This is a genomic window from Synechococcus sp. RC10A2, from assembly GCF_047502605.1.
This window is the reverse complement of sequence record NZ_JANSHP010000013.1, coordinates 1-21,001: the sequence shown is the minus strand read 5'-3', so window position 1 is coordinate 21,001 and position 21,001 is coordinate 1. Positions and strand designations below refer to the sequence as shown.

Sequence of the window (21,001 nt, the reverse complement as noted above, 5' to 3'; positions counted from 1 at the left end):
ATTCTCGGAAGCTCCCGTCTACAGCCCGTCAGGGCTTAGCGGGAGAGGATGTCACCAGCCCAAGCAATGCTGAGCAGCCCTCGTAACCAAAGCTGCGCCTGTTGCGGCGAGCACTCCCTGGCAGAAGCAGGCGTGGAACCGGTGGACATGGGGATCCCCAGCGATCTGGCTTACCGCCATTTTAGGGGGCTGCAAGGCAGATCCCAAGGGCTGAAAACCCGTCTCGCGCGGGGATCCCCGCCCGAACCCCGGGAGGCTGCGGCAAAAGCTAGCGAATGTACTGGGCCAAAGCCCGCGAAGGATGGCCTAGGCGCAGCTTGCGCAGAGCATCCCGCTCGATCTGGCGAATCCGCTCCCGCGTTAAGTTAAAGTGATCCCCGACTTCTCGCAGAGTTCTCGCCCTTTGCCCATCCAGCCCATAGCGCAGCTCCAGCACCTGCCTCTCGATGGGCTTCAGGGCCTGCATGGCAGAACGCACATCTTGCCGCAGAGATTGCACGAGGATCTCTTCAAAGGGTTGCTCCTGCCGCTCATCCGGCAGCAAATCCCCCAGGCGGCTTTCCCCTTCCTGGCCAACCGGCACATCCAACGACAGGGGCAAAGCGGCAGCCTGCTGGATCATGCGCAACTTCTTAACCTTGATGCCCAGCGCCTCCGCCAGTTCGGCTTCTGTGGGCCGTCGCCCTCGGGCTTTCATCAGCTCGCGGTTGGTGCGCTTGAGCAGACGCACTTTGTCCACCATATGCACCGGCAGGCGAATCGTCCGGGCTTGGTTGGCAATGCAGCGGGTAATGCCCTGGCGAATCCACCAGTGGGCATAGGTGCTGAAGCGAAAACCTCGTTCGGCATTGAATTTCTCAGTGGCCCGAATAAGACCCATGTTGCCCTCTTGGATCAAGTCCAAAAAGGGCACCCCCCGGTTGAGGTACTTCTTGGCCACACTGACCACCAGGCGCAGGTTGGCGTTGATTAGCTTGCGCTGAGCCTGTTCCCCTTGGCGGATGCGGGAGCGCAGGGTAGACACAGGAATCTGCAGGGCTGCTGCCAGTTCCTCATCGCTGGGATCCTGCCCCCGCTGTTGCCGCCATTCCCTGCGGGCCTGATCGATGAGCAGCTTCTGCTGAATTTTGCGCGACAGCTCGATCTCCTCCGCGTGATCGATGCGGGGCACCCGACCAATTGTATTCAAGTAGTGATCGACGGCGTCTTCATTCAGCCGCAACCCGCTGGCGCCCGGCTCTAGGTCGGCCTCTGCAGCCGGATCCTGAGAGGCAGACTCGGCCTCAAGCCAGAGATCGTCGAGCTCCTGGCGGGACGAGGCAATGTTTTCAGGATGAGGACGAGAGAAAACCACGGCCAAGTGAGGAGAAAACGTCACCTCCTAGTCTAGAAAAGTTTCTCCCCCTGGCGCGAGCGAAAATCGATCATGGCCCTCTTTTTTGCCCGGAAATTTTTCCGGCTGGGTGCGGGAGTGGCAGGGATCCCATCTGCCAAGTTCTCGCCGGCAGCGCATCCTGCGCGAAAACATCCATAAGCGATTTTCGATCTAGACCTTGTGTAAGATATTCAGGAGACAGCTAGCTCGCCTGCTGTCGAGCAGGCTCCCACAGGTTCTATAAAGTGGAAGAGGAGGGGTAGCCTTGCCAGCATAGGCTACCATGGGGCGCCGCGGGAGCCATCGGCTTCCTCAGTCTGGAAAAGAATATTCACAATCTCTTGCTCCTATGGAGTCTAACCTCAACCAGCACCCTCCATCGGCCAACTTGATCGGAGAGCGGGTGCGCTGGGTAAGGGAGAAGCTGCAACTGACCCAAGATCAACTGGCGGGTCGCCTGGCTAAGTACGGCGTGCAGTTGGACTACGTCAAGATCGGCCAGGTGGAAAAGGGCAAACGGCGCGTCATCGACAAAGAGCTGGTGGCTTTTGCCAAGGCGCTGGGTGTCTCGGTTACCTGGCTGCTGAGCGGCGACGAATCTCACCTGTAGCGCCTCCGGGCAAGCACCATGTAACAGTTATTCAAGATCCCTGTCATTGTGCGTGAAAGCCCGCAAATAATTTTGCGCTTTGACCCTATCTTCGTCCAAGCATACGTGTAAATACTGATAACATCCTCTATAAGTCTGCCTGCCCAAGCCAAGCCTTGTCTCTGCCTCAACTCTCCTAAGGGACAGGAGAGATACACTCCTTGCCCTGTGAAAGGTACGGGCTTTCCCAAAAGGGATCCAGATCACTGGCGGCTTCACAGCTTTATCTAAGCTTGATATTGTGAAGTTAGTGTAAGACGACCCTCTTTTCTCTGCCTGTGTGAGGTTGACGGATGCTCTCTTTCTTTTTCAGCCGTTTCAACGGCGCCAACAGTCGGCAAAGCGGAGCCCATCGGGTTCTCGCCAGCAAAGCCACCAGCGCGCAGCGGATCCCGAATCGCATGTCTGCTCCCCACAAGGTGCTCAAGCAGGAAAGGCAAATGCAGCGGGAGCAGGAGTTCGCCGAGATGGAGCAAAACATCAGCCGCATCCACTACTTTTACCGGAAGGCAGACATGCCCCTGGAGATGCGGCAGCTCCTCACCTATCGCAAGCTGATGGAGCTGGACTACTTTACCCCCCAGGCAGCGAAAGAGCTGATCAGGCAGTGGCAGCAACAAGAAGAGCGAGAACAAGAACGCCGCGGGGCCTAGAAGTCGCTTCCGCGCCAAACCCGTCACAGTAGTAGCAACTCCGCTACAGGTACAGTTCGTCCAGAAGCTGCAGCAGGGCAAAGCAGAGCCCGGCGCTGGCCAAAGGCACGGTCAGGTTATCCAGCCCCCACCAAGAGAAGACCTCTAGGCCCATGGCCAGGCCTCCCACCAAGAGGCTGATGGCGAGCAAGGAGGGAGAAAAGCCGAAGTACCCCAGCAGCAGCGCCGCAATCACCAAGCTGCTCACTGCCCACATGGTCAGGGATCCCTCCCAACTTTTTTGAAGGGATCCCAGTTGATAGAGGTGCTTGCCCCAAGTTTTGCCCACCAAGCCCGCCAGCGCATCGGCCCAGGTCATCACCAAAATGCCAATCACCGCGAATACCTGTCGCTGCGGCAGCCAAAACCAATACAGCAACAGGCCAATGCTGACAGCATAGAAGAAAGTGCCGAAGCTACGCCGCCCGACCCCATTCAAGCTAGGCAAAATAGCCACCCGGTAGGAGAGCAGCGCCAGGCCGGCAAACACCAAGGAAAACCCCACCCCAAGCCAGCGGGGCACCTGCAAGGCCCAGGCCAGCAGAATGATATTGCCCACACCGATATGGACGACTTTGCGCACCCATTCCCCATCCACCTGTCGGGAGCGCAGCCATTCCGCAAAGGCAAATACGGAGGCCAGCCAGAGAGCGTAGCAAGCAAGCTGCTGGGTCAGGCCCATGAGCTGGCCTCAGAGGGTTTTCAAGTAGCTGAGCAAATCTGCCATCTCCTGGGGATCCGGCTGAAACTGGGGCATAGGCGGAGTTTTGCCACTGGTTACCTGATGAATGATAAACCGGTCGGAGCGGCGGTTGCTAACTCCCCGCAGGCTGGGGCCAACTCGGCCATCGGCTTCTTCTCCATGACAGGCGGCACAGTTGAGGGCAAACAACGAAGCACCATGGCTGGGCTGACCCTCTAGGCTGAGGACGGCTTTAGTGTAAGGATCCAGCCCAGCTCCTGCAGCCAGCCAAATCCAGGTGAGGATTGCCAGACCCACAACAGCCAAGCCCAGTCCAAGCTTTGTCGCCCAGCGCCCTGACAGCAGCGCTTGCAAAGAGTGGAGGAACGGTTGCGGACGCTGCGGGGAGGTTCGCTCAAGCTCACACTCACCGTCACCAGAGGGGCGAGAACTGCCCGATCCAGCGATGTCTGAGAGGAAGGAAGGCACAGACAACCCTGAGAGAAACCGTTTCAATAGTTTACATTTCCATCAATACGATAGCTCAGGGGCCCCTTTCTGCCAACAATCTGCAATGGTATTTACTTTTTCTTAATTATTTGTCGATGCTGGCTGAGGCTCGGGTTTCTCCGGGATGAGCCGGTGGGGAAACAGACGCTGCATAGCTTCTGCCTGGGCCCAGGGATCAGGATTGAGGCTGTGGATGGCGTTGGCCCACTGAAAGTGCGCCTGCAGGCGTCGGTAGAAGGATAAGTTACCATAAACGACGACGGCTGCCACCCGCTCTCGTTGTTGTTGCAGCCAATCCAGCACATAGTTGGGCAAAGGCTCCTCGACAAAGGCCTGGAAGATCAGTTGGCCGGCGCTGCCCAGGGCCGTCTCCAGCAAGCTCAAAGGGGTGAGAGGATGGCTGAGCAAAGGAGAGAAGCCGAGGCCGGCGGGAATGCTGAGGGCGGGAGAGGCCGCCGATAGCCCTGCTGTCTCAGCGCCAGGGGCGAGATCTTGCCAGATCCAGTTCCAACTGCCGGGGGGAGCGGGCAGGGGCAAAGCCTGGCCGCCTGTCACGCCGCCGCGGGCCATGGCAGCTTGACAGGGAGCAATATCCTGCTCGGCCAAGAGGGATCCCAACCGGGCGACTCTGGGCAGAGGCGGACGTGTGCCGAACAGCTTGGCTAGAGGTGAGTCCTTGGCGAGGGGATCTCCCAACAGCAGGGGTTTCAGTTGCTCGTCGGAAAAGCCGCGGCAGAGGGCGGGGTCGGTGGGGTCTTTAGCCCCCATCCAGCCGGGAACCAGGCTGAAATCCGTTTCCGCCAGGGCCGGCCACACTTGCTTGAGCAGGGCGGAGGCGGAGGGGAAAAGCCGCTGCTTGGCCCGCAGCACCCGCGTCACCGATTGGGCAATGGCCTGGGCGTCCAGGGATCCCTGCCGCACAGCTTCCACAATGGCTGTGACGGCCGCCACTGGGTCGGGAGGGGCCAAAAGGAGGTCGGCGCCGGCCTGGAGGGCCCGCACCGCCAGCAGGTGGGGAGAGGAGCCGACGCCAACGGCCAGCTCGTCCAAGAAGCCCTGATCGAGGCCCTCTGCCACAATTAGTCCACTAAACCCCCACTCTTGGCGCAGCAGTTGGGTCAGCCGCCCCGGCAAAAAAGAGATCGGCCAGCGCTCGTCCCACTCGGGAAGCACCACTGGCGCAACCGAGATGGCTCCCACCTGCTCCACCAAGCTGCGGAACGGCAGCCAGAGTCCTGCTTGCAGCTTGTCCAAGCTGAGGCTCAGGCGAGGACACCAGGGGACATCGGTTGGCTTTGGCCGCAGCGCCGCACCTGCCTGGGGCGGTTCTACCCAATCCTGGCCGGGGAAGGATCTGGCTGTGGTCAGGATCCCGCCGGGGACGGCCTGCTCACAGCCGCGCACAAAGGCGCGCGCCAGTTGCAAAACTAGGTGCGGCTCCTCCGCCAGCGCCAGCTCTGCTGGGCCTTGCCCCAGGGGCTCCGCCACCGGGCCCAGCAGCCAGTTAATGCCGATGGCCGCCGCCTCCCGCGCCGTGATCCTTCCCCACTGTTCCGCCCAGCGCTCGGCTTCGGATCCCAGGCGGCTCAGGCCCAGGGGGTGGGGGAAAGAAGTGGCTCCCTGCAGAGCCAGGCCGCGGCTGGCCTCGGCTGCCACAAGAAGGGGCAGAGTCGCCCAAGACTGCGCCTCCTCAATGAGGAGCAGGGCCTCAGCCACATGGCCATCGGTAATCCAGATGCCTCCAATCCCCACCTCTTGGATCAGCCGCTTGAGAACCTCTCGGGGAGGAGCCTGGGATCCCAGGCGGGCCGAGACCGGCACCACTAGCAGTTGCGCCACCTGCTTTGCCAGGGACAAGGGCTGCTCAAGCGCTGCAACCGGGGGTCCAGAACTACCCATGGACACTCCAGGAAAGTCTTCAGCGAGGGGATCCTATCGCTGGCCACAAGGCTGGGCAAGCACCCATCAGCGCCTTTGGGAAGCCCGGCAGCGGTCGCAGGTGCCGCAGGGCAGACCAGGCTGGTTCTCAGGGTAGCCAAAATGCCGCAGGATGACCTGCCAGCGACAGCCGCGGCTGTGGATGAAGTCGTCCATCCCCTGCCAGGGATCCTGCCGCGGCGGCGGCTGCCAGCGGCGGTGCAGCACTTGAAAGTGAAAGGGATCTGGCCAATGCAGACAGCCCATCTCCTGCAGCAGGCCCAGGGCCACCCGCGTCTCTCCGGGGGGCAAGTCGGCGTAGGATCCCTGGGGGGGCAGCGTTTGCAGCAAACGCCGCGCCTGGGCCAGCAAGCGCTCCTGCTGGGAATAGAAATAGGCTTGGCGCTGGCGATCGGTGGGATCCAAGAGGCCTGTCGGCTCGGAGACCAACATCAGGGCCTGGCAAGGGCCGCCATCCCGCCCGCCCCGCCCCACCTCCTGCAGGTAGTCCATTAAGTTGGGGGGCGGGTGAAAGTGCAGCACCCAGCGCACGTCGGGCTTGTTGATCCCCAACCCGAAGGCGTTGGTGCAGACCAGAAAGCGCAGCTCGCCCTCCAGCCAAGCCCGCTCCAGCCGACGGCGGGATCCCGCCTCCAGGCCGCCGTGGTAGGTGGCGGTTTTCTGGTTGCGGCAGCCCAACCACTCGGCCAGCTCCTCTCCATCCCGCCGCGTGCGCACGTACACCAGGCCCGAGCCGGAGTTTTCCGCCAGAAAGCGCAGCAGGCGCCGACGGCGATCCGCTGGGCTCCAGGCCACCGCCACGTTGAGAGAAATGTTGGTTCGCAGCGGGTCAGCGCGAATGCATTCCGGATTCTGCAGGTCGAGGATGTGGCGCAGGCGGCTGAGGGTTTCGGGATCGGCAGTGGCGGTAAAGGCAGCAATGGGAAAGGCAGGCTGGCCCAGGGCAGGGCGCACCAATCCCAGACGGCGGTAGTCGGGCCGGAAGGATCCCCCCCAGTGCACCAAGGTGTGCGCCTCGTCAACAATGAGGCCGTTGAGGGGCACCTGCTGCAGCCGCTCCCAGACTGGCGGGCTGAAGAGGGTTTCCGGCCCCAGATACAGTAGACGCAGCCGGTTCCCTTCCAAAGCCCGCAACACCCGCTTGCGCAGAGCTAGATCCAGCTCGCTGTGCAAACAGGCCGCCGGCAGACGGCGCTTCCAGAGATCCTGCACCTGGTCTTCCATCAGGGCAATCAGAGGCGAGACCACCAGGGTCAGCCCTGTCTGCAGCAAGGCCGGCAGTTGAAAGCACAGAGACTTGCCGAAACCCGTCGGCAACACCACCAGTGCATCCCGCTTCTCCAGCAAGGCACGGATGACCCGCTCCTGAGGTGGGCGCAGTGCCTCGTAGCCCCAATACTGCTTGAGGGCCCGTTGAATCTGTTGCCAATCCTGCAAGGAACACTCTCCCCCTCTGCAACCTGAGCCCGCCTGCCCCCCTTGCCAAAGACGCTGATTCTGGCACCCCTACCTGTGCGATCCTAGAGCTGGGACTTCCTAGTGCTCCCCTACCCTTGCCATGACAGCCATCGACTCCCCCCGCCTGCTGCAGCCCAGGACGGCCTCGGTGCACCGCCGCACCAACGAAACGGACGTTCAAGTGCATCTCAACCTCGATGGCAGAGGGCAGTACGAGATCGACACCGGGATCCCCTTCTTGGACCACATGCTGGCCCAGCTCAGCACCCATGGGCTAATTGATCTCCAGATCAAGGCCGTGGGGGATCTGCACATCGACGACCACCACACCAATGAGGACGTGGGCATTGCCCTGGGACAGGCGCTGGCGCAGGCGCTGCAGGATCGGCGCGGCATTTACCGTTTTGGTCACTTCTGGGCTCCGCTGGATGAGGCGCTGGTGCAGGTGGTGCTGGACTTTTCCGGGCGCCCCCACCTCAGCTATGGTCTGGAGCTGACCGTCGAACGCATTGGCCGCTACGAAACCCAGTTGGTGCGCGAGTTCTACCAGGCGGTGGCCAACCACGCCCAGCTTACCCTGCACATCCGCCAGGTTGCTGGTCTCAATGCCCACCACATCGTCGAGGCCAGTTTCAAGGCCTTTGCCCGCGCCCTGCGCATGGCCGTAGAACGGGATCCGCGCCGACAAGATGGGATCCCCAGCTCAAAAGGTGTTCTGTAGACTTAACCTCCGCCCGAGCAAGGGACAGCGCGACTGGCCAAAACAGTAGTGCCGCAAGCGGGCCAACTCCGCCTCGCTGAGATCCTGCCACTGGCCAGGGGCCAGCCCCTGCAGCGAGAGGGGCCCCAGCCCCACTCGCACCAATCTCAAGGTTGGAATGCCGACAGCGGCGGTCATGCGGCGCACCTGGCGGTTGCGACCCTCCCGCAGCGTCAGCTCCAGCCAGGTGGTGGGGATGGAGCGGCGAAAGCGGATGGGCGGATCCCGCGGCGGCAGCTCCGGCTCCTCGGCTAGCACTCTAACCTCAGCCGGCCGGGTCTTTCGCCCCTGAATGACCACTCCCTCTTGCAACTGCTGCAGGGCCTGGGGCGTGGGGATCCCTTCCACCTGCACCCAGTAGGTGCGCTCGTGGCCGAACTTGGGATCGATCAGGCGGGCGTTGAGGCGGCCATCGTCGGTGAGCAGAAGCAGACCTTCGCTATCGCGATCCAACCGCCCCACCGGATAGACCTTGGGCACCGGGATGAAAGACTTGAGGGTTGGCCGCCCCTGCCGGTCGGTAAATTGGGTGAGCACGCCGTAGGGTTTGTAAAACTTGAGGTAGCGCATGGCAAAAGTGTGGATCCCGTCTTTTAAGATTGGGCAGAGCAGCTTCAACGGTAAGATCAAGCCTTGGGCGCGGCGTTTTCCGTTGGCGGCAGAGTTTGACGGATCTCACTCATGACGATAGACAACACTCTACTCTGGGTTTTAATTGGAACGGCGGGGCTCTCCCTTCTCAGTCTGGTGTACGTGTGGGTGGATGAGGGGATCAAACGACGCCGTTACGAGCGGCAACAGCAAAAAGAGGCTGCCCAAGCCGCTGCCGCTGCCCCCGAGCCCACCGCCACAGAGCCAAAAGCCGAGCTCGAACCCTCCGCCTCTCTCCAGGAGGCAGAGGTAGCGCCTAATACACCCAATGCCTCAGCCGCTACCTCCGAGCCGCTTGCCGATACCGCTGCTAGAACAGAGGAGACGTCGGAGGCCACCCCTTGAAGCTGCTCTTCCCCCGTTCCGCCTAAGTCGGCAGGTGGGCTAACCTAAGACAGGAAGGCCAACGGGATCCCTATGTTGCGCCTGTTGCGGATCGAGAACTTCGCCCTGATCGAGTACTTGGAGATTCCCTTTCGGGCGGGGCTGAACGTGCTCACCGGAGAAACAGGGGCGGGCAAATCTATCATTCTCGATGCCCTCGATGCCGCGCTCGGGGGACCGGCTCGCGCTCTGCGCAGCGGCAGCGATCGGGGCTTGGTGGAAGCCATTTTCCAGCCTACGGCCGCGCTGGAGGCCTGGCTAGAGCAAGAGCAAATTGAACCTTTGGAAGAAGGCCTGGTCTGCAGCCGCGAGCTGGTGATGCGCAACGGCAAGCTCAGCAGCCGCCTGCGAGTCAATGGGGTGCTCGTGAACAAGGCTCAGATGCTCAGCCTGCGCTCCCAACTGGTGGAGATCACCGCCCAGGGCCAGACAAGCCAACTCCAGTCTCCCCAAACCCAGCGCCGCTGGCTGGATGCCTTTGGCGGCGAAAAGCTGCTGCGCCTGCGTTCAGAGGTGGCAGCTTGCTACCAAACCTGGAGCCAGCTCAAAGCAGAGATAGCCTCCCGCCAGCAAAACCAACACCTGCGGCTGCAGCGGCTAGATCTCCTAGAGTTGCAAGCCCAAGAACTGGCTGCCCTGCGCCTGGAGGATCCTGACGAGCTGACCAAATTGGAGCGGGAGCGGGAGCGCCTGGCCCACCGCGTGGAACTGCAGCAGCAGAGTTATGCCGCTCACCAACTGCTCTACCAAAATGACAGCGGCTCGCCGGCCATTGCCGATCTCCTGGCCCAAGCCGAGCGTCTGCTGCAGAGCATGGCCCAGCGGGATCCCGACCTAACTCCCCTAGTCGAGATGGTCAGCAGCGCCCTCGTTCAGGTGGAGGAGGCGGGGCGGGAGCTGCTGCGCTACGGCGAGACCCTGGAGGCGGATCCCAGTCGGCTAAGCAAAATTGAACGGCGCCTAGCCCAACTGCGACAGGCCTGCCGCAAATACGGCCCCACCCTGGCCGAGGTGATGGCCCACGCGGAGCGGCTCAAGGCAGAGCTGGCCCAACTGCGGGACGAGAGCACCGACTTGGAGGAACTAGAGGCGCGGCTAGACCAGGCAGCCCAGGAGCTGGAGCGCCACTGCCAGATGCTCTCGCATCTGCGGCAGCAGGCGGCCCACCAACTGGAAAAGGCTCTCGTGGAGGAGCTTGGGCCCCTGGGGATGAGCGGTGTGCAGTTCCAGGTGCAGATCCAAGCCGGATCCCCCACCGCCGAAGGGGTGGATCAGGTGAGCTTTTGGTTTAGCCCCAACCCCGGCGAGCCCCTGCAGCCGCTGGCCGACATTGCCTCCGGCGGCGAGATGAGCCGTTTTCTGCTGGCCTTAAAAGCGGTGTTCAGCCGCGTCGATCCGGTGGCTACTCTGGTCTTCGACGAGATCGACGTTGGCGTATCCGGCAAGGTAGCGCAGGCCATCGCCGCCAAACTGCACCAGATTGCCCGTAGCCACCAAGTTCTCTGCGTTACCCACCAGCCCCTGGTTGCCGCCCTAGCCGATCACCACCTGCGGGTTTACAAAGTGGTGCAAGAAGGGCGAACCTGCGTGCGGGTGGATTCGCTGAGAGAAGGGGAGCGCCGGGAAGAATTGGCCCAACTGGCTGCCGGCCACTCCGCCCAGGAGGCAATGGGCTTTGTGGAAGCCCTTCTCAAGCAGGCAGCCCAACTGCGCCAACTGCAACTGGCCGGCTCTGCTTAGCTCCCCTCTCCCCGAGGGTGAGGGCCTCAGCCGCCCAAAAATAGCTCCAACACCTCGGGGTTGTGCAATAGGTTGGGGCCGGTATCCTCAAAGCGGTTTTCTCCCATGGAGAGGACGTAGCCCCAGTCCGCTATAGCCAAGGCCTGCTTGGCATTTTGCTCGACCATTAGGATGCTGACGCCGCGGCGGTTGATCTCCTGCAGGAGGGCAAAGGTCTGCTCGACATACAGCGGCGACAGGCCGGCTGTCGGCTCGTCCAACACCAACAGCTGCGGCTCCGCCATCAGCGCCCGCCCCATGGCCAGCATCTGCCGCTGCCCGCCGGAGAGGGATCCCGCCGCTTGCTTTCGCTTTTCCCTTAGCGGCGGAAACAGCTCGTAAACCCGCTCCAGTTGGGCAGTGTAGTCGTCGCGCCGGATAAAGGCTCCCATCTCCAGGTTTTCCTCGACGGTGAGGGAGGGAAAGACATTGTTGGTCTGAGGCACAAAGCCGATCCCCCGCCGCACCAGTTGCTCGGCAGCAAGATGCGTGATGTCAGAACCTTGGAACAGCACTCGGCCCGAGCGGATGGTGGCCAATCCAAAAAGAGACTTGAGCACTGTCGATTTGCCCGCCCCGTTGGGGCCGATGATCACCACGATTTGCCCCGGGTTGACCTTGAGGCGGATCCCTTTGAGGATGTCCACGCCGCGGTAGCCGCTATAGAGATCTTGAATCTCGAGCAAAGGAGTCATGGCGGGGATCCCTCCGGCGAGAGGGTGGAGGCCGGTTCCGAGCTGAGGGCATCTGCTAAAGCGATGGATCCCAAATAGGCCTCCCGCACGGCTGGGTTTTGCTTGATCTCCTGCATGGATCCCTGAGTCAGCACCCTCCCCCCCGCCATGACCACCACGTGGTGGCAGAGGCGGGTCACCAGATCCAAATCGTGTTCGATGATGCAGAAGGTGCAGCCGCGCTCGCGGTTAAGGTACTCGATAAAGCGGATCAGGTCTGCCAGCAAAGTGCGGTTGACCCCAGCCCCCGGCTCGTCCAAGAGGATGACCCGCGCATCGGTCATCAGGGTGCGTCCCAGCTCCAGCAGCTTCTTTTGCCCGCCGGAAAGGTTGACCGCCAGTTGATCGCGCAGGTGGATGAGGTTGAGCCGTTCCAAAACTTCTCCAGCCCGAGCCTGAAGCTGGCGCTCCTGCCGCTGCACCCGCCGCCAGCGAAACCAGGCGTTGAACAGGTTTTCCCCCGCCTGCTTAGGAGGAACGACCATCAAGTTTTCTAGAACGGTCATGCGGCCAAACTCCCGCGGGATCTGAAAGGTGCGCACCAGACCCCGGTGGAACAAGCGGTGGGGAGGCAGGCCGGTGACATCTTCTCCATCCAGCCAGATGCGGCCGCTGCTGGGTCGAATAAACCCGGCAATGATGTTGAAAAGAGTTGTCTTCCCCGCCCCGTTGGGGCCAATCAAGCCCGTGATCCGGCCAGCTTCGATGCGGAAGGAACAGTGATCTAGGGCATTGACGCCGCCAAACTGTTTGGAGATGTTGTCAATAACGATCACACCGCTACCCTGGGAAAGCTCCATTCCCTAGTAGATTCACTATTTTATGAGCTTTCGTCGTAGGGTAAAGAAGCTTATTTAACCAAACTCGCCGATAGGCTTGCCAAGAAGCCCCCTGGCAGGGGTTGGGTTGGCTCTTGGAGGGAACCCTTTGAGGTGGGCTAACGTCTACTCCTATACCATCGACCTTTGAGAATTGCAGTTTTATTCCCTCATTGGAGCTCATTGGAGGTTCTTGGTTATGTCTCCCATGCACAAACTGACCCGGCGGGCCTTCGCGACGGCGGCAGCCCTGACAGCAGCAGCACTGGCCACCACCCTGCTGCCAAGCACAGCTCAGCAAGCAGCCAAAGCCCCGATCAAGATAGGAGCGCTGCTGTCTTTGACGGGCGACCTGCAGGCCTATGGGGAAAACTGCCTCAAGGGCATCAAGCTGGCTCTGGATCAGATTAACGCCGCTGGCGGCGTCCTCGGATCCCCAATCCAAGTGGTGGAGGCGGATGACCAAACCTCAGCCCAGCCGGCTATTGATGCGGCCAAGCGGCTAGTGAACGTGGAGAAGGTGGCCGCCATTGTTGGCGCTTTGGGCAGTGGCGTTACCATTCCGGTGGCCACGACAGTCACGGTTCCCAGCAAGATTCCGCAAATTTCGCCAGCTTCCACCGCTCCCACCATCACCACCCTGGACGACAATGGTTTCTTGTTCCGCACCGTTCCCTCCGATGCCTTCCAAGGGGTAGCCCTGGCGCAAATTACCCGCGAAGAAAACCTGGAGCGCCTGGCCATCATCTACATCAATAACGACTACGGCAAGGGGCTGGCCGACAGCTTCAAGGCCGCCTTTGAAAAGCGGGGCGGCACCATTACCAAGTCGGTTCCCTACGAACCCGGCCAAGCCTCCTACCGCGGCGAGCTGGATCAGCTCAAGGAAGGGGATCCCCAGGCGCTGGTGCTGATCGGGTATCCCGAAAACGGCGCGATCATCCTGCGGCAGGCTTTGGAAGGGGGGCTATTTGACCGCTTTGTCTTCACAGATGGCATGCGCTCTCCCGATCTGGCCACCCAGGTGGGGGCGGACAAGCTAGAGGGATCCATCGGCACCTCGCCCCAGGCTCTGACCGACAGCAAAGCCTACCAAATCTTTGCTGAAGCCTACAAAGCTGCCTACGGGGAGCTGCCCCCCACCCCCTACATCGACACGGCCTACGATGCCGCTTTTGTCTTGGCTCTGGCCATTCAAAAGGCCGGCAGCGCCGACGGCACCGCCATCCGCGATGCTCTGCGGCAAGTGGCCAATCCCCCCGGCACCGAGATCCTGCCAGGAGAGTGGGCCAAGGCAGTGGAGCTGCTGAAGAAAGGGGAAGACATCAATTACACTGGCGCTTCTGGCTCGCTGGACTTCGACGAGAACGGAGACGTGGCCGGAACCTTTGCCCACTGGACCTTCAAGGGCGGGCAGATCGTCGACTTGAAAGTGTTTGAGCCGGAAGGCTAAGAGTCTTTAGGCCGGTGGTGCTCGGCTTGGCCGGGCCAGTTCCCGCCTAAGCTCAAAAGCGGGGGCCTGCAGAGGAGACTTTTGCAGGCCCCTGTTTTTTGGGGAAGATCAACAAGAGGGGTGACAGCTTGGGAGCGAGTCTTTGCTGTGAACCTGTACCGAGATGTGCTGCGGCCCTTGATTTTTTCGGGCCTGAGGGCTGACCCGGAAACGGTTAAGGTGGGGCTCTTGCGCGCCTTGGAGTGGCTGGACGCCACCCAGGCCACCGGGATCCTGGCTCTTTTGGAGCGCCTGTTCTGCTATCGGGATCCGCGGCTGGAAGTACGGCTCTGGGGCCTCACCTTCCCCAATCCCATTGGCCTGGCCGCAGGCTTTGACAAGGATGGCCTAGCTGTGGGCGTCTGGCCCAGTTTGGGCTTTGGCTTTGTGGAGGTGGGCACCGTCACTCCTGGGCCTCAGCCGGGCAACCCCAAGCCGCGCCTGTTCCAGTTGCCCCAGGATCGGGCTGCTCTCAACCACATGGGCTTCAACAACCAGGGGGCGGCAGCTCTGGCCGAACGGCTGCGCCGGCTGCGCCAACGTCCCATTCCCATCGGCATCAACCTGGGCAAAGGGAAGGCCACCCCCCTGGAGGAGGCGGCGGCTGACTACCTGGCCAGCTTTCGTCTGTTGCGGGAGCTGGGAGACTATTTTGTGGTCAACGTCAGCTCCCCCAACACAGCGGGATTGCGATCCCTGCAGGCTGCCGAGCAGTTGGCGCCCATCCTGGCGACGTTGCAGGGGGAAAATCGCGGACAGAAGCCCCTTTTGGTGAAGATTGCCCCTGACCTAGATTGGCCAGAAATTGACGCCATCCTGGAGCTGGCCCAAGCCTACAGACTGGCGGGGCTTGTAGCCACCAACACTACCCTGCGCCGCGACAACCTGAAAACCCGCTTCCTGCCAGGGCTGGGGCCCCTCGCCGCGGCAGCCGGCGGCATCAGCGGCGCCCCCCTGCGGCAGCGCTCCACCCAGGTGATCCGCTACATTCACCAGGCCACTCAGGGGCAATTGCCGATTATTGGAGTGGGGGGCATCTTCACCCTGGCCGATGCCATGGAGAAACTGGAGGCCGGGGCCAGCCTGCTCCAGGTCTATACAGGCTGGGTCTATGAAGGGCCAAGCCTAGTTCCCCGCCTGTTGCGCGGCCTGGCCGCTGCCAGGAATCCCGCCCCTTCCTCCCCGGAGAGAATGCCGACAGGGATCCAATCCGGGCGTAAGATTGTTATGGATCCCTGAGGGAACTTGCCGGTGACTCTGCTGCAACATCTTTTCAAAACCCCCCATCCGGTTATTGGGGTGGTTCATCTGTTGCCGCTGCCCACCTCGCCCCGTTGGGGAGGGGACTTGGAGTGGGTGATCGCGCAGGCAGAACAGGCCGCTACCGCCCTGGCGGCAGGAGGCGTGGACGGGATCCTCGTCGAGAACTTTTACGATGCCCCCTTTGCCAAGGAGCGGGTGGATGCGGCGGTGGTGAGCGCCATGACCGTGGTGGTGCAGCGGATCAAGATGCTGGTTTCCCTGCCCATCGGGATCAACGTCTTGCGCAACGATGGCTACAGCGCCCTAGCCATTGCCGCCTGTGTGGGGGCCCAGTTTATCCGGGTCAATGTCCTCTGCGGGGCGATGGTGACCGACCAGGGCATCATCGAGGGAAATGCCCACCGCCTGCTGCGCTACCGCCGCGAGCTGGGGGCCGACATCAAGATCTTTGCCGATGTGCTGGTGAAGCACGCCCAGCCCCTGAGTCCCATCAGCCTGGAGGCGGCCATCGCCGACACGGTGGAGCGCGGCCTGGCCGATGCCATCGTTCTCTCTGGCTGGGCCACCGGAAAGCCGCCTCTTCTGAAAGATCTGAAGCTGGCCCGCCAAGTCGCCCCTCAGGTACCTCTGTTGATTGGCTCAGGAGCCACCGCCGAAAACATCGGCAACCTCATCCGCCACGCGGATGGCGTGATTGTGGCCAGTTCTTTGAAACGGCCGGCCCGTTCCGCCGGCATGCCAGCGGGCTATGCGGATCCCTTTCCCCTCATCGACCCAATCCGGGTGCGACAGTTTGTGGAAGCGTTGCACCTTGGCCTGGGCGAACGGCCCACCAATCCGGCTTGCCTGGCCACTCCCAGCTCTAGCTGCAGCTAGCCTTTGGGGATAGGATCGGCATTATTCACCGTATCAGAGCTTTCTAGCTTTCTTTTGATGTTGTCAGCTGAACTCGAAGGCTGGGGGTCTTCCTCCAGCCTGCCTTCTGCTCGCGTTGGCGGGGCGGAGTCCTTGCCCTTGGAGGAAGTTTCGTGGAGCCAGGTGCCGGCTCAGGTTCCCTGCATTTGGGTCATCGACGATGACCCGGTGAACCGTCGTTACATCGGCGAAGTCCTCAAAAGCTCCAACTACCGGGTGGAAAGCTGGGAAAGCGGCCAGTTGGCCTGGGAGCACCTGCAGACCCTGGATGAAAGCGAATGGCCGGATTTGATCATCTGCGACTGGGTCATGCCGGGTTTGTCTGGAGTGGAGTTGTGTCGCCGTCTAAAAAACTTGCCCGCCGGACAGTTCATCTATTTCATCTTGCTCAGCGCCCGCTCCGAAGTTGAGGATCGGGTGCAGGGACTGGATGCAGGGGCAGATGAGTTTATCGCCAAGCCGATCGATCCTGAGGAGCTGCGGGCACGGGTGCGGGCGGGGCTGCGCCTGCAGCGGCTTACCCAAGCTTTGGCTCAGGCCAACCGGCAACTGCGGGCCCGCAACGAGCTGTTGGAGTCTCTGTCTTTGACGGATCCCTTGACCGGTGCCTTGAACCGCCGCGCCCTCGACCAGGCGTTGCCACATTTGCTCAAACAGGTGGGGCCGCGTGAGCAAGCCCGCTATCGCTATCTCTGCCTGCTGATGATGGATGTGGATTACTTCAAGCAGGTTAACGACACCTACGGCCACTATATCGGCGACTGCGTGTTGCAGGCCATCGTTGGGCGGCTGCACAATCAACTGCGCCCCTCCAGCCTGCTCTACCGCTACGGCGGCGAAGAATTTGTCTGCGTCACCCCTGGGCTCAACCCCGCCCGCTGCCACCGCTACGCCGAGTCTCTGCGCCGGGCCATCGCCAGCCGGCCAATTGAGGTTGCGCCCCAGCGCAGCCTGCCTGTCACCATCAGCATTGGCGGGATCGTCCTCAGCGAAGATGGCCCCCTAGCACCTGAGGCCGCTCTCCAGAAGGCAGATGAGGCCCTCTACCAGGCCAAGCAGGCGGGGCGCAACCGCGTACATCTTTTCTTGCCACCGCCGCCGGAGAACTACTGTCCTTCGCCGGGCTCAAAGGAGTAGCCAGAAGCTGCCGCCAAGGCTTCCAGCGAGCGCAGCCCCACGTAGGTGCGGCCGTTGATAATCCAGGTGGGATAGCTGGTGATCCCCGCTTCTGTGCATTCTTGGGCTTGGGGCGTACCGGGGCCGTTGGGGGAGCATTCCACGTAGGGCACCTGTTCAAAAGCCGACCCAAACAGCTCCTTCTGCTCCTGACAATGGGGGCACCAATAGGCCCCGTACATGGTGCCGCCGATCTGCCGCAGGTGGGCCGCCAACCCTGCCGCCAGGGGGCTGGGTGGGGGAACTTGGTTGGCATACACCCCAATGGTGGCCACCAAGGTGAGAAAGCTTACGAGAATATAGCTGAAGGCCAGCTTGCCCCAATCCAGCCAGCGGTGGCCCAGCAGGGTTACCGCCCACAGCCCCGCCACCAAGACTATGGCGGTGGTGCAATACAGACAAAACTGCCGCAGCACCGCCACCATCAGGTAAAGCATGTACATCTCGAAGGCGGTCATGGCGGAAACCAGGCCAAACAGGGCCGGCCAGCGCCACCGCTTCACCAGCGGGATGCCATCCGGCAAAACCGCCAAGGCCAAAACGGCCAGAAACCCCAGTAGGCCAACTGTTGCCGTCGGGATCCCCAAAAACTCTGCCCAACGGCTGGAGAGCACCAGGTCACACCCCCCATCTCCTGTGCAGAAAGCGGCAGGTTGATCGGTCAGCTTGGTGTAGGTAAGGTAGGCCGTCAACAGGGATCCCAAGCCCGCCAAGGTTGCCAAGATCGGGCGAGCATGGCGCTGTAGCCAGGTCTCTTCTTGGGCTTTGAGTTTGAGATAAGAGGCCATGGGGGGTTCAGCAGTTGGACACCCCCGATTATAGTGGGGCGGAGCGGGTCTCGTCCTTGGGATCCGGCGCAGAAGCGCTGCTCGAGCGCCGCACTTGGGCAGCAAACCTATCCCCCAGCGGCTCCAGCTCCCACCAGGATCCCAGCTTGGGGTCAGAGATGGGCCGGTCGCAGATCCCCCAGCGGCGACGAAAGTAGCGGGCCAGATCTTTTTCGGCCAGAGCCAGATACACTGGCCGGCCATGGGGACAGGTGTGGGGATTGGCGGTGCGCTGCCAGGCTTCCAGCAACTGTTGCATCTGCTCCAGGGTCAGGGGGATCCCGTTGCGCAGGGCGCCACGACAGGCCACCGCCACCTGGGCCGCTTCCAGGTCAGCGCAGCGGCTCAATTCTCGGAGGGATCCCTGCACCTCCTCCGGATCTTCCGACCACAAGGCCAGCGGCAGGCGGCGCATCAGATAGGTGTTGGGGCCAAAAGGCTCCGGCTCCAGGCCCAACTGCTCCAACTGCTCCACCGCTTGGGAGGATAATCCCTCCAGCATGACCGGCGTCTGCAGCTCCACCGGCTGCCAATGCCGTTGGATGTACTCGTAGCGCACCCGCTCGTGGGCCAGGTGCTGTTCCACCAGCCACAGCCCCTGAGGGTGCTCCGCCAGGATGTAGGTGCGGTAGAGCTGGGCTAGGGCCTTTAGAGGAGGTAGGGGGGTAGACGGCTGGCCAGAGGGAGCTGGATCTGGGCTTTTGGGACTTGAGGTAACCCTGTAGACCGACTTGGCCTCGCTAGCCCGGATGAGATGCAGCGAGCGGCGGCTGGCTTGCTCCGATCCCGATTGCAGAAGAGCGTGCAAGTGCTGGCGCAATTGCTCCTGTCGGATCTCCGGATCCTGTAGATAGAGCTCACTCTTAGCAGGATGGCGATTCCAGTCCACCTGCTCAGGTGGCAAGCGCAGATGCACCACCACCAGCGGGTAGCGGTGGCGAGGCAAGGTGTGCTGAAAGACTGACTGGATCAGCCGTTGCCACTCCGGCATCTGCACAAAGCGCCCGTTGACGGCCACGCGGATCCAATCGGGGCGGGGGCGATGCAGGCGATCCGGCAGGCCCAGCACCACTTCCCAATCGCTATCCCCCTCCTGGATCCGCTGATAGCGCAGATCCGAAAGATCCACCTGCGGCAACACTTGTAGCAGCAGATCTTGCAGAGACTGGCCTGGCCACAGGCTGAGCAACAGTTGCCCCTCCTGGCGCACCTGCCAACTGACCCAAGGATGGGCCAAGGCCGCATTCTGCACCAGCGTCAAGAGCGGGCGAGTCTGGGGCAGGGAGCAGCGGCGCAAGGGCCAATCGGCAAACAAATCCGCCACCGTCACCACCGTTCCCAAGGCAGTGGCTGCCGGCTGCTGGTGGGCCAGCTCCCCTTGGCGGTCGTAGGTGGCCAGCCAGCCGTGGGCATCGTCAGCGTGGCGGGTCTGAATGGTCAGGGATCCCAGCCGGGCCAGGCTGTGCAAGGCTTCGCCCCGAAACCCCAGGCTGCAACCGTCCAACTTGCTGGTGGTGTGGCGACGGGCCACCTGCTCCAGCTCCGAAGCGGGGATCCCTTGGCCGTTATCGGCCACCCGCACCTGCCAGCGGCTGGGCCAGATCTCCACCTGAATGCGGGTGGCCTGAGCATCGAGGGCATTTTCCAGCAATTCTCGCAGAGCAGCCCCCAGCGAGTCGATCACCTCTCCCGCGGCCATCTGGGCGATCCGCTCTGGGTTCAGGGGTTGGATTTTGGACATGGAGTGAGTTGAGAAAGCAGACTCTCTTCCTGCCAGCTTGTCGCCAAAAGGCCAACAGCGCCGAGCTTTAGCTTAGCTCTCTCCCTCTGTTGCCAGTGGACAGCGCCTTGCCAATGGTTTTCATTAACTTCAAGGCTCCCCTCAGGCCAAGTGAAGGATTGAGGTTCCGCCTTCCTGCCCATCGGTAACCGCCAAGAACTTCGAGAAACTTCGAGAACAAGAGAGCTGAGCGGGTGGCCAGTCATAAGGAAACCTTAAAATCCCAAGGCCAGCCATCAGCCTCTACTAGGATTTAAATAGTAAAATTTCTCATTAAGGAGGAGATTATGGCAGCACAGCAAGCTCCGGCCCGAGAGCTATTCAAGGAGGCTTTTGAGAATCGCTACACCTGGGACAAAGACTTTCCTGGCTACCGAGCTGAGATAACCTACTTTCCCAAAGAAGGTGACAGCAGCCTCTCCTTCTCAGGAGTTGTGAGTATTGACCGCAACATGAAGATCGATGTTGCCGGCGTCGAGGACGAGGAGATCCGCCAGAAAATACGGGAACAGATGTGGGAAGTCATGGTGCATCGCGTTCGTCATTCCTTCGACGAGGAACACGGTGGCCACACCTTTGCCTATGGAGAGCCACAAAATTCAGACATCACTGAAGTTCTTGTTTCGGGCTTATCTTCTACCGATAGGTACTGGGTTCAGGGCAAGCACATTCAAATGGTACATCGCCATCTTGCCAATCGGACAATTACAGTCTCAGTTCAAGAGTTTTACGATACAGGTGAGGGCTACCTACCCACTCACTACACTGCTGAGTATTGTAGCCCAGGAACTGGAGAAAAAACTCAAGCAAAGATGATCTACGAAGATCGTTATCAAAAAATAGGTCGGTATTGGATTCTGGTTGAGAGAAGAATTTGGGAAGAGCAGGATGGCCAAAAAAGTTCATCCCCTCAACTTTTCCTCTTCTCTAATATTCGATTTTTCGAATAGCTGAGAAAAATAAGTTTTTCTTTGCGGCTGTGGGCATCTCTCATTATAGAAGGTGATGAGGTGCTCACAGCCAAGCTCAAAACAGATGGCCACAGGGTACAGCCTGTTAAGGACTCAAGGGGTACAATAGCAGCACTTAGCAAACCAACTTCGGAAGGAGGATGGATT

General features: G+C 61.3%; 20 protein-coding genes. 10 read left to right on the top strand and 10 right to left on the bottom strand.

Annotated features, from left to right (window positions below):
- Positions 1 to 268: 268 nt before the first annotated feature.
- The gene (locus NW848_RS01210; protein ID WP_240527797.1) at positions 269 to 1,378 is read right to left on the bottom strand and encodes an RpoD/SigA family RNA polymerase sigma factor; all 1,110 of its coding nucleotides are present in this window, start codon (positions 1,376 to 1,378) and stop codon (positions 269 to 271) included.
- Positions 1,379 to 1,724: 346 nt separating this feature from the next.
- Between NW848_RS01210 and NW848_RS01205 the strand changes: the two genes are divergently transcribed.
- Positions 1,725 to 1,985 (top strand): helix-turn-helix domain-containing protein, encoded by a 261-nt coding sequence (locus NW848_RS01205; protein WP_041438621.1) that lies wholly within the window; start codon positions 1,725 to 1,727, stop codon positions 1,983 to 1,985.
- 332 nt (positions 1,986 to 2,317) lie between these two features.
- On the top strand, positions 2,318 to 2,677 hold the full coding sequence (locus tag NW848_RS01200; RefSeq protein ID WP_011431418.1) for a hypothetical protein: 360 nt from the start codon (positions 2,318 to 2,320) through the stop codon (positions 2,675 to 2,677).
- 43 nt (positions 2,678 to 2,720) lie between these two features.
- Here the strand turns inward: NW848_RS01200 and NW848_RS01195 are convergent, their stop codons facing one another.
- From NW848_RS01195 to NW848_RS01180, 4 genes are all read right to left on the bottom strand, one after another.
- Entirely contained in the window at positions 2,721 to 3,398 is a 678-nt protein-coding gene (locus NW848_RS01195) for a diacylglycerol/polyprenol kinase family protein (protein WP_011431417.1), read from the bottom strand.
- Positions 3,399 to 3,407: 9 nt separating this feature from the next.
- Entirely contained in the window at positions 3,408 to 3,725 is a 318-nt protein-coding gene (locus NW848_RS01190; protein WP_011431416.1) for a c-type cytochrome, read from the bottom strand.
- Positions 3,726 to 3,989: 264 nt separating this feature from the next.
- A complete protein-coding gene (locus tag NW848_RS01185) occupies positions 3,990 to 5,747 on the bottom strand; it encodes a glycoside hydrolase family 3 N-terminal domain-containing protein (protein ID WP_414510353.1) in 1,758 nt (585 codons plus the stop codon).
- Positions 5,748 to 5,873: 126 nt separating this feature from the next.
- Entirely contained in the window at positions 5,874 to 7,283 is a 1,410-nt protein-coding gene (locus tag NW848_RS01180) for a RecQ family ATP-dependent DNA helicase (protein ID WP_414508354.1), read from the bottom strand.
- Between the two features lie 121 nt (positions 7,284 to 7,404).
- On the opposite strand from NW848_RS01180, the gene hisB reads away from it, so the two are divergent.
- Positions 7,405 to 8,025: an imidazoleglycerol-phosphate dehydratase HisB gene (gene hisB / locus NW848_RS01175; protein WP_099812743.1), complete on the top strand. Its 621-nt coding sequence runs from the start codon at positions 7,405 to 7,407 to the stop codon at positions 8,023 to 8,025.
- Here the strand turns inward: hisB and NW848_RS01170 are convergent.
- On the bottom strand, positions 8,008 to 8,634 hold the full coding sequence (locus tag NW848_RS01170) for a pseudouridine synthase (protein WP_099812744.1): 627 nt from the start codon (positions 8,632 to 8,634) through the stop codon (positions 8,008 to 8,010). The genes hisB and NW848_RS01170 overlap by 18 nt on opposite strands.
- Positions 8,635 to 8,745: 111 nt before the next feature.
- Here NW848_RS01170 and NW848_RS01165 point away from each other — a divergent pair, with 111 nt between their 5' ends.
- Together NW848_RS01165 and recN are read left to right on the top strand one after the other, a co-directional pair.
- Positions 8,746 to 9,060, top strand: coding sequence for a hypothetical protein (locus NW848_RS01165; protein WP_414508355.1), 315 nt, complete (start codon positions 8,746 to 8,748; stop codon positions 9,058 to 9,060).
- 72 nt (positions 9,061 to 9,132) lie between these two features.
- Complete coding sequence (recN, locus tag NW848_RS01160) at positions 9,133 to 10,839, top strand: DNA repair protein RecN (RefSeq protein WP_099812745.1); 1,707 nt, start codon at positions 9,133 to 9,135, stop codon at positions 10,837 to 10,839.
- Between the two features lie 26 nt (positions 10,840 to 10,865).
- Here recN and NW848_RS01155 read toward each other — a convergent pair whose 3' ends face one another.
- Positions 10,866 to 11,573, bottom strand: coding sequence for an ABC transporter ATP-binding protein (locus NW848_RS01155; protein ID WP_414402698.1), 708 nt, complete (start codon positions 11,571 to 11,573; stop codon positions 10,866 to 10,868).
- Positions 11,570 to 12,388, bottom strand: coding sequence for an ABC transporter ATP-binding protein (locus NW848_RS01150; RefSeq protein WP_414510352.1), 819 nt, complete (start codon positions 12,386 to 12,388; stop codon positions 11,570 to 11,572). The genes NW848_RS01155 and NW848_RS01150 overlap by 4 nt, the downstream gene beginning before the upstream one ends.
- A 241-nt stretch (positions 12,389 to 12,629) precedes the next feature.
- Between NW848_RS01150 and NW848_RS01145 the strand changes: the two genes are divergently transcribed.
- The 4 genes from NW848_RS01145 to NW848_RS01130 all read left to right on the top strand — a co-directional run bounded on the left by NW848_RS01145 (position 12,630) and on the right by NW848_RS01130 (position 17,237).
- Positions 12,630 to 13,883: an ABC transporter substrate-binding protein gene (locus NW848_RS01145; protein WP_414402700.1), complete on the top strand. Its 1,254-nt coding sequence runs from the start codon at positions 12,630 to 12,632 to the stop codon at positions 13,881 to 13,883.
- Between the two features lie 147 nt (positions 13,884 to 14,030).
- Positions 14,031 to 15,161: a quinone-dependent dihydroorotate dehydrogenase gene (locus NW848_RS01140; RefSeq protein ID WP_011431406.1), complete on the top strand. Its 1,131-nt coding sequence runs from the start codon at positions 14,031 to 14,033 to the stop codon at positions 15,159 to 15,161.
- Positions 15,162 to 15,173: 12 nt separating this feature from the next.
- Positions 15,174 to 16,061 (top strand): photosystem I biogenesis protein BtpA, encoded by an 888-nt coding sequence (btpA, locus tag NW848_RS01135; RefSeq protein ID WP_011431405.1) that lies wholly within the window; start codon positions 15,174 to 15,176, stop codon positions 16,059 to 16,061.
- 138 nt (positions 16,062 to 16,199) lie between these two features.
- Positions 16,200 to 17,237 (top strand): diguanylate cyclase, encoded by a 1,038-nt coding sequence (locus NW848_RS01130; RefSeq protein WP_414508356.1) that lies wholly within the window; start codon positions 16,200 to 16,202, stop codon positions 17,235 to 17,237.
- Here NW848_RS01130 and NW848_RS01125 read toward each other — a convergent pair.
- Positions 17,207 to 18,064, bottom strand: coding sequence for a vitamin K epoxide reductase family protein (locus NW848_RS01125; RefSeq protein WP_011431403.1), 858 nt, complete (start codon positions 18,062 to 18,064; stop codon positions 17,207 to 17,209). The genes NW848_RS01130 and NW848_RS01125 overlap by 31 nt on opposite strands.
- A gap of 28 nt (positions 18,065 to 18,092) precedes the next feature.
- On the bottom strand, positions 18,093 to 19,844 hold the full coding sequence (gene mutL, locus NW848_RS01120) for a DNA mismatch repair endonuclease MutL (RefSeq protein WP_099812750.1): 1,752 nt from the start codon (positions 19,842 to 19,844) through the stop codon (positions 18,093 to 18,095).
- A gap of 326 nt (positions 19,845 to 20,170) precedes the next feature.
- Here mutL and NW848_RS01115 point away from each other — a divergent pair, with 326 nt between their 5' ends.
- Positions 20,171 to 20,833 (top strand): DUF3386 domain-containing protein, encoded by a 663-nt coding sequence (locus NW848_RS01115; RefSeq protein ID WP_011431401.1) that lies wholly within the window; start codon positions 20,171 to 20,173, stop codon positions 20,831 to 20,833.
- The last annotated feature ends 168 nt before the right edge of the window (positions 20,834 to 21,001 follow it).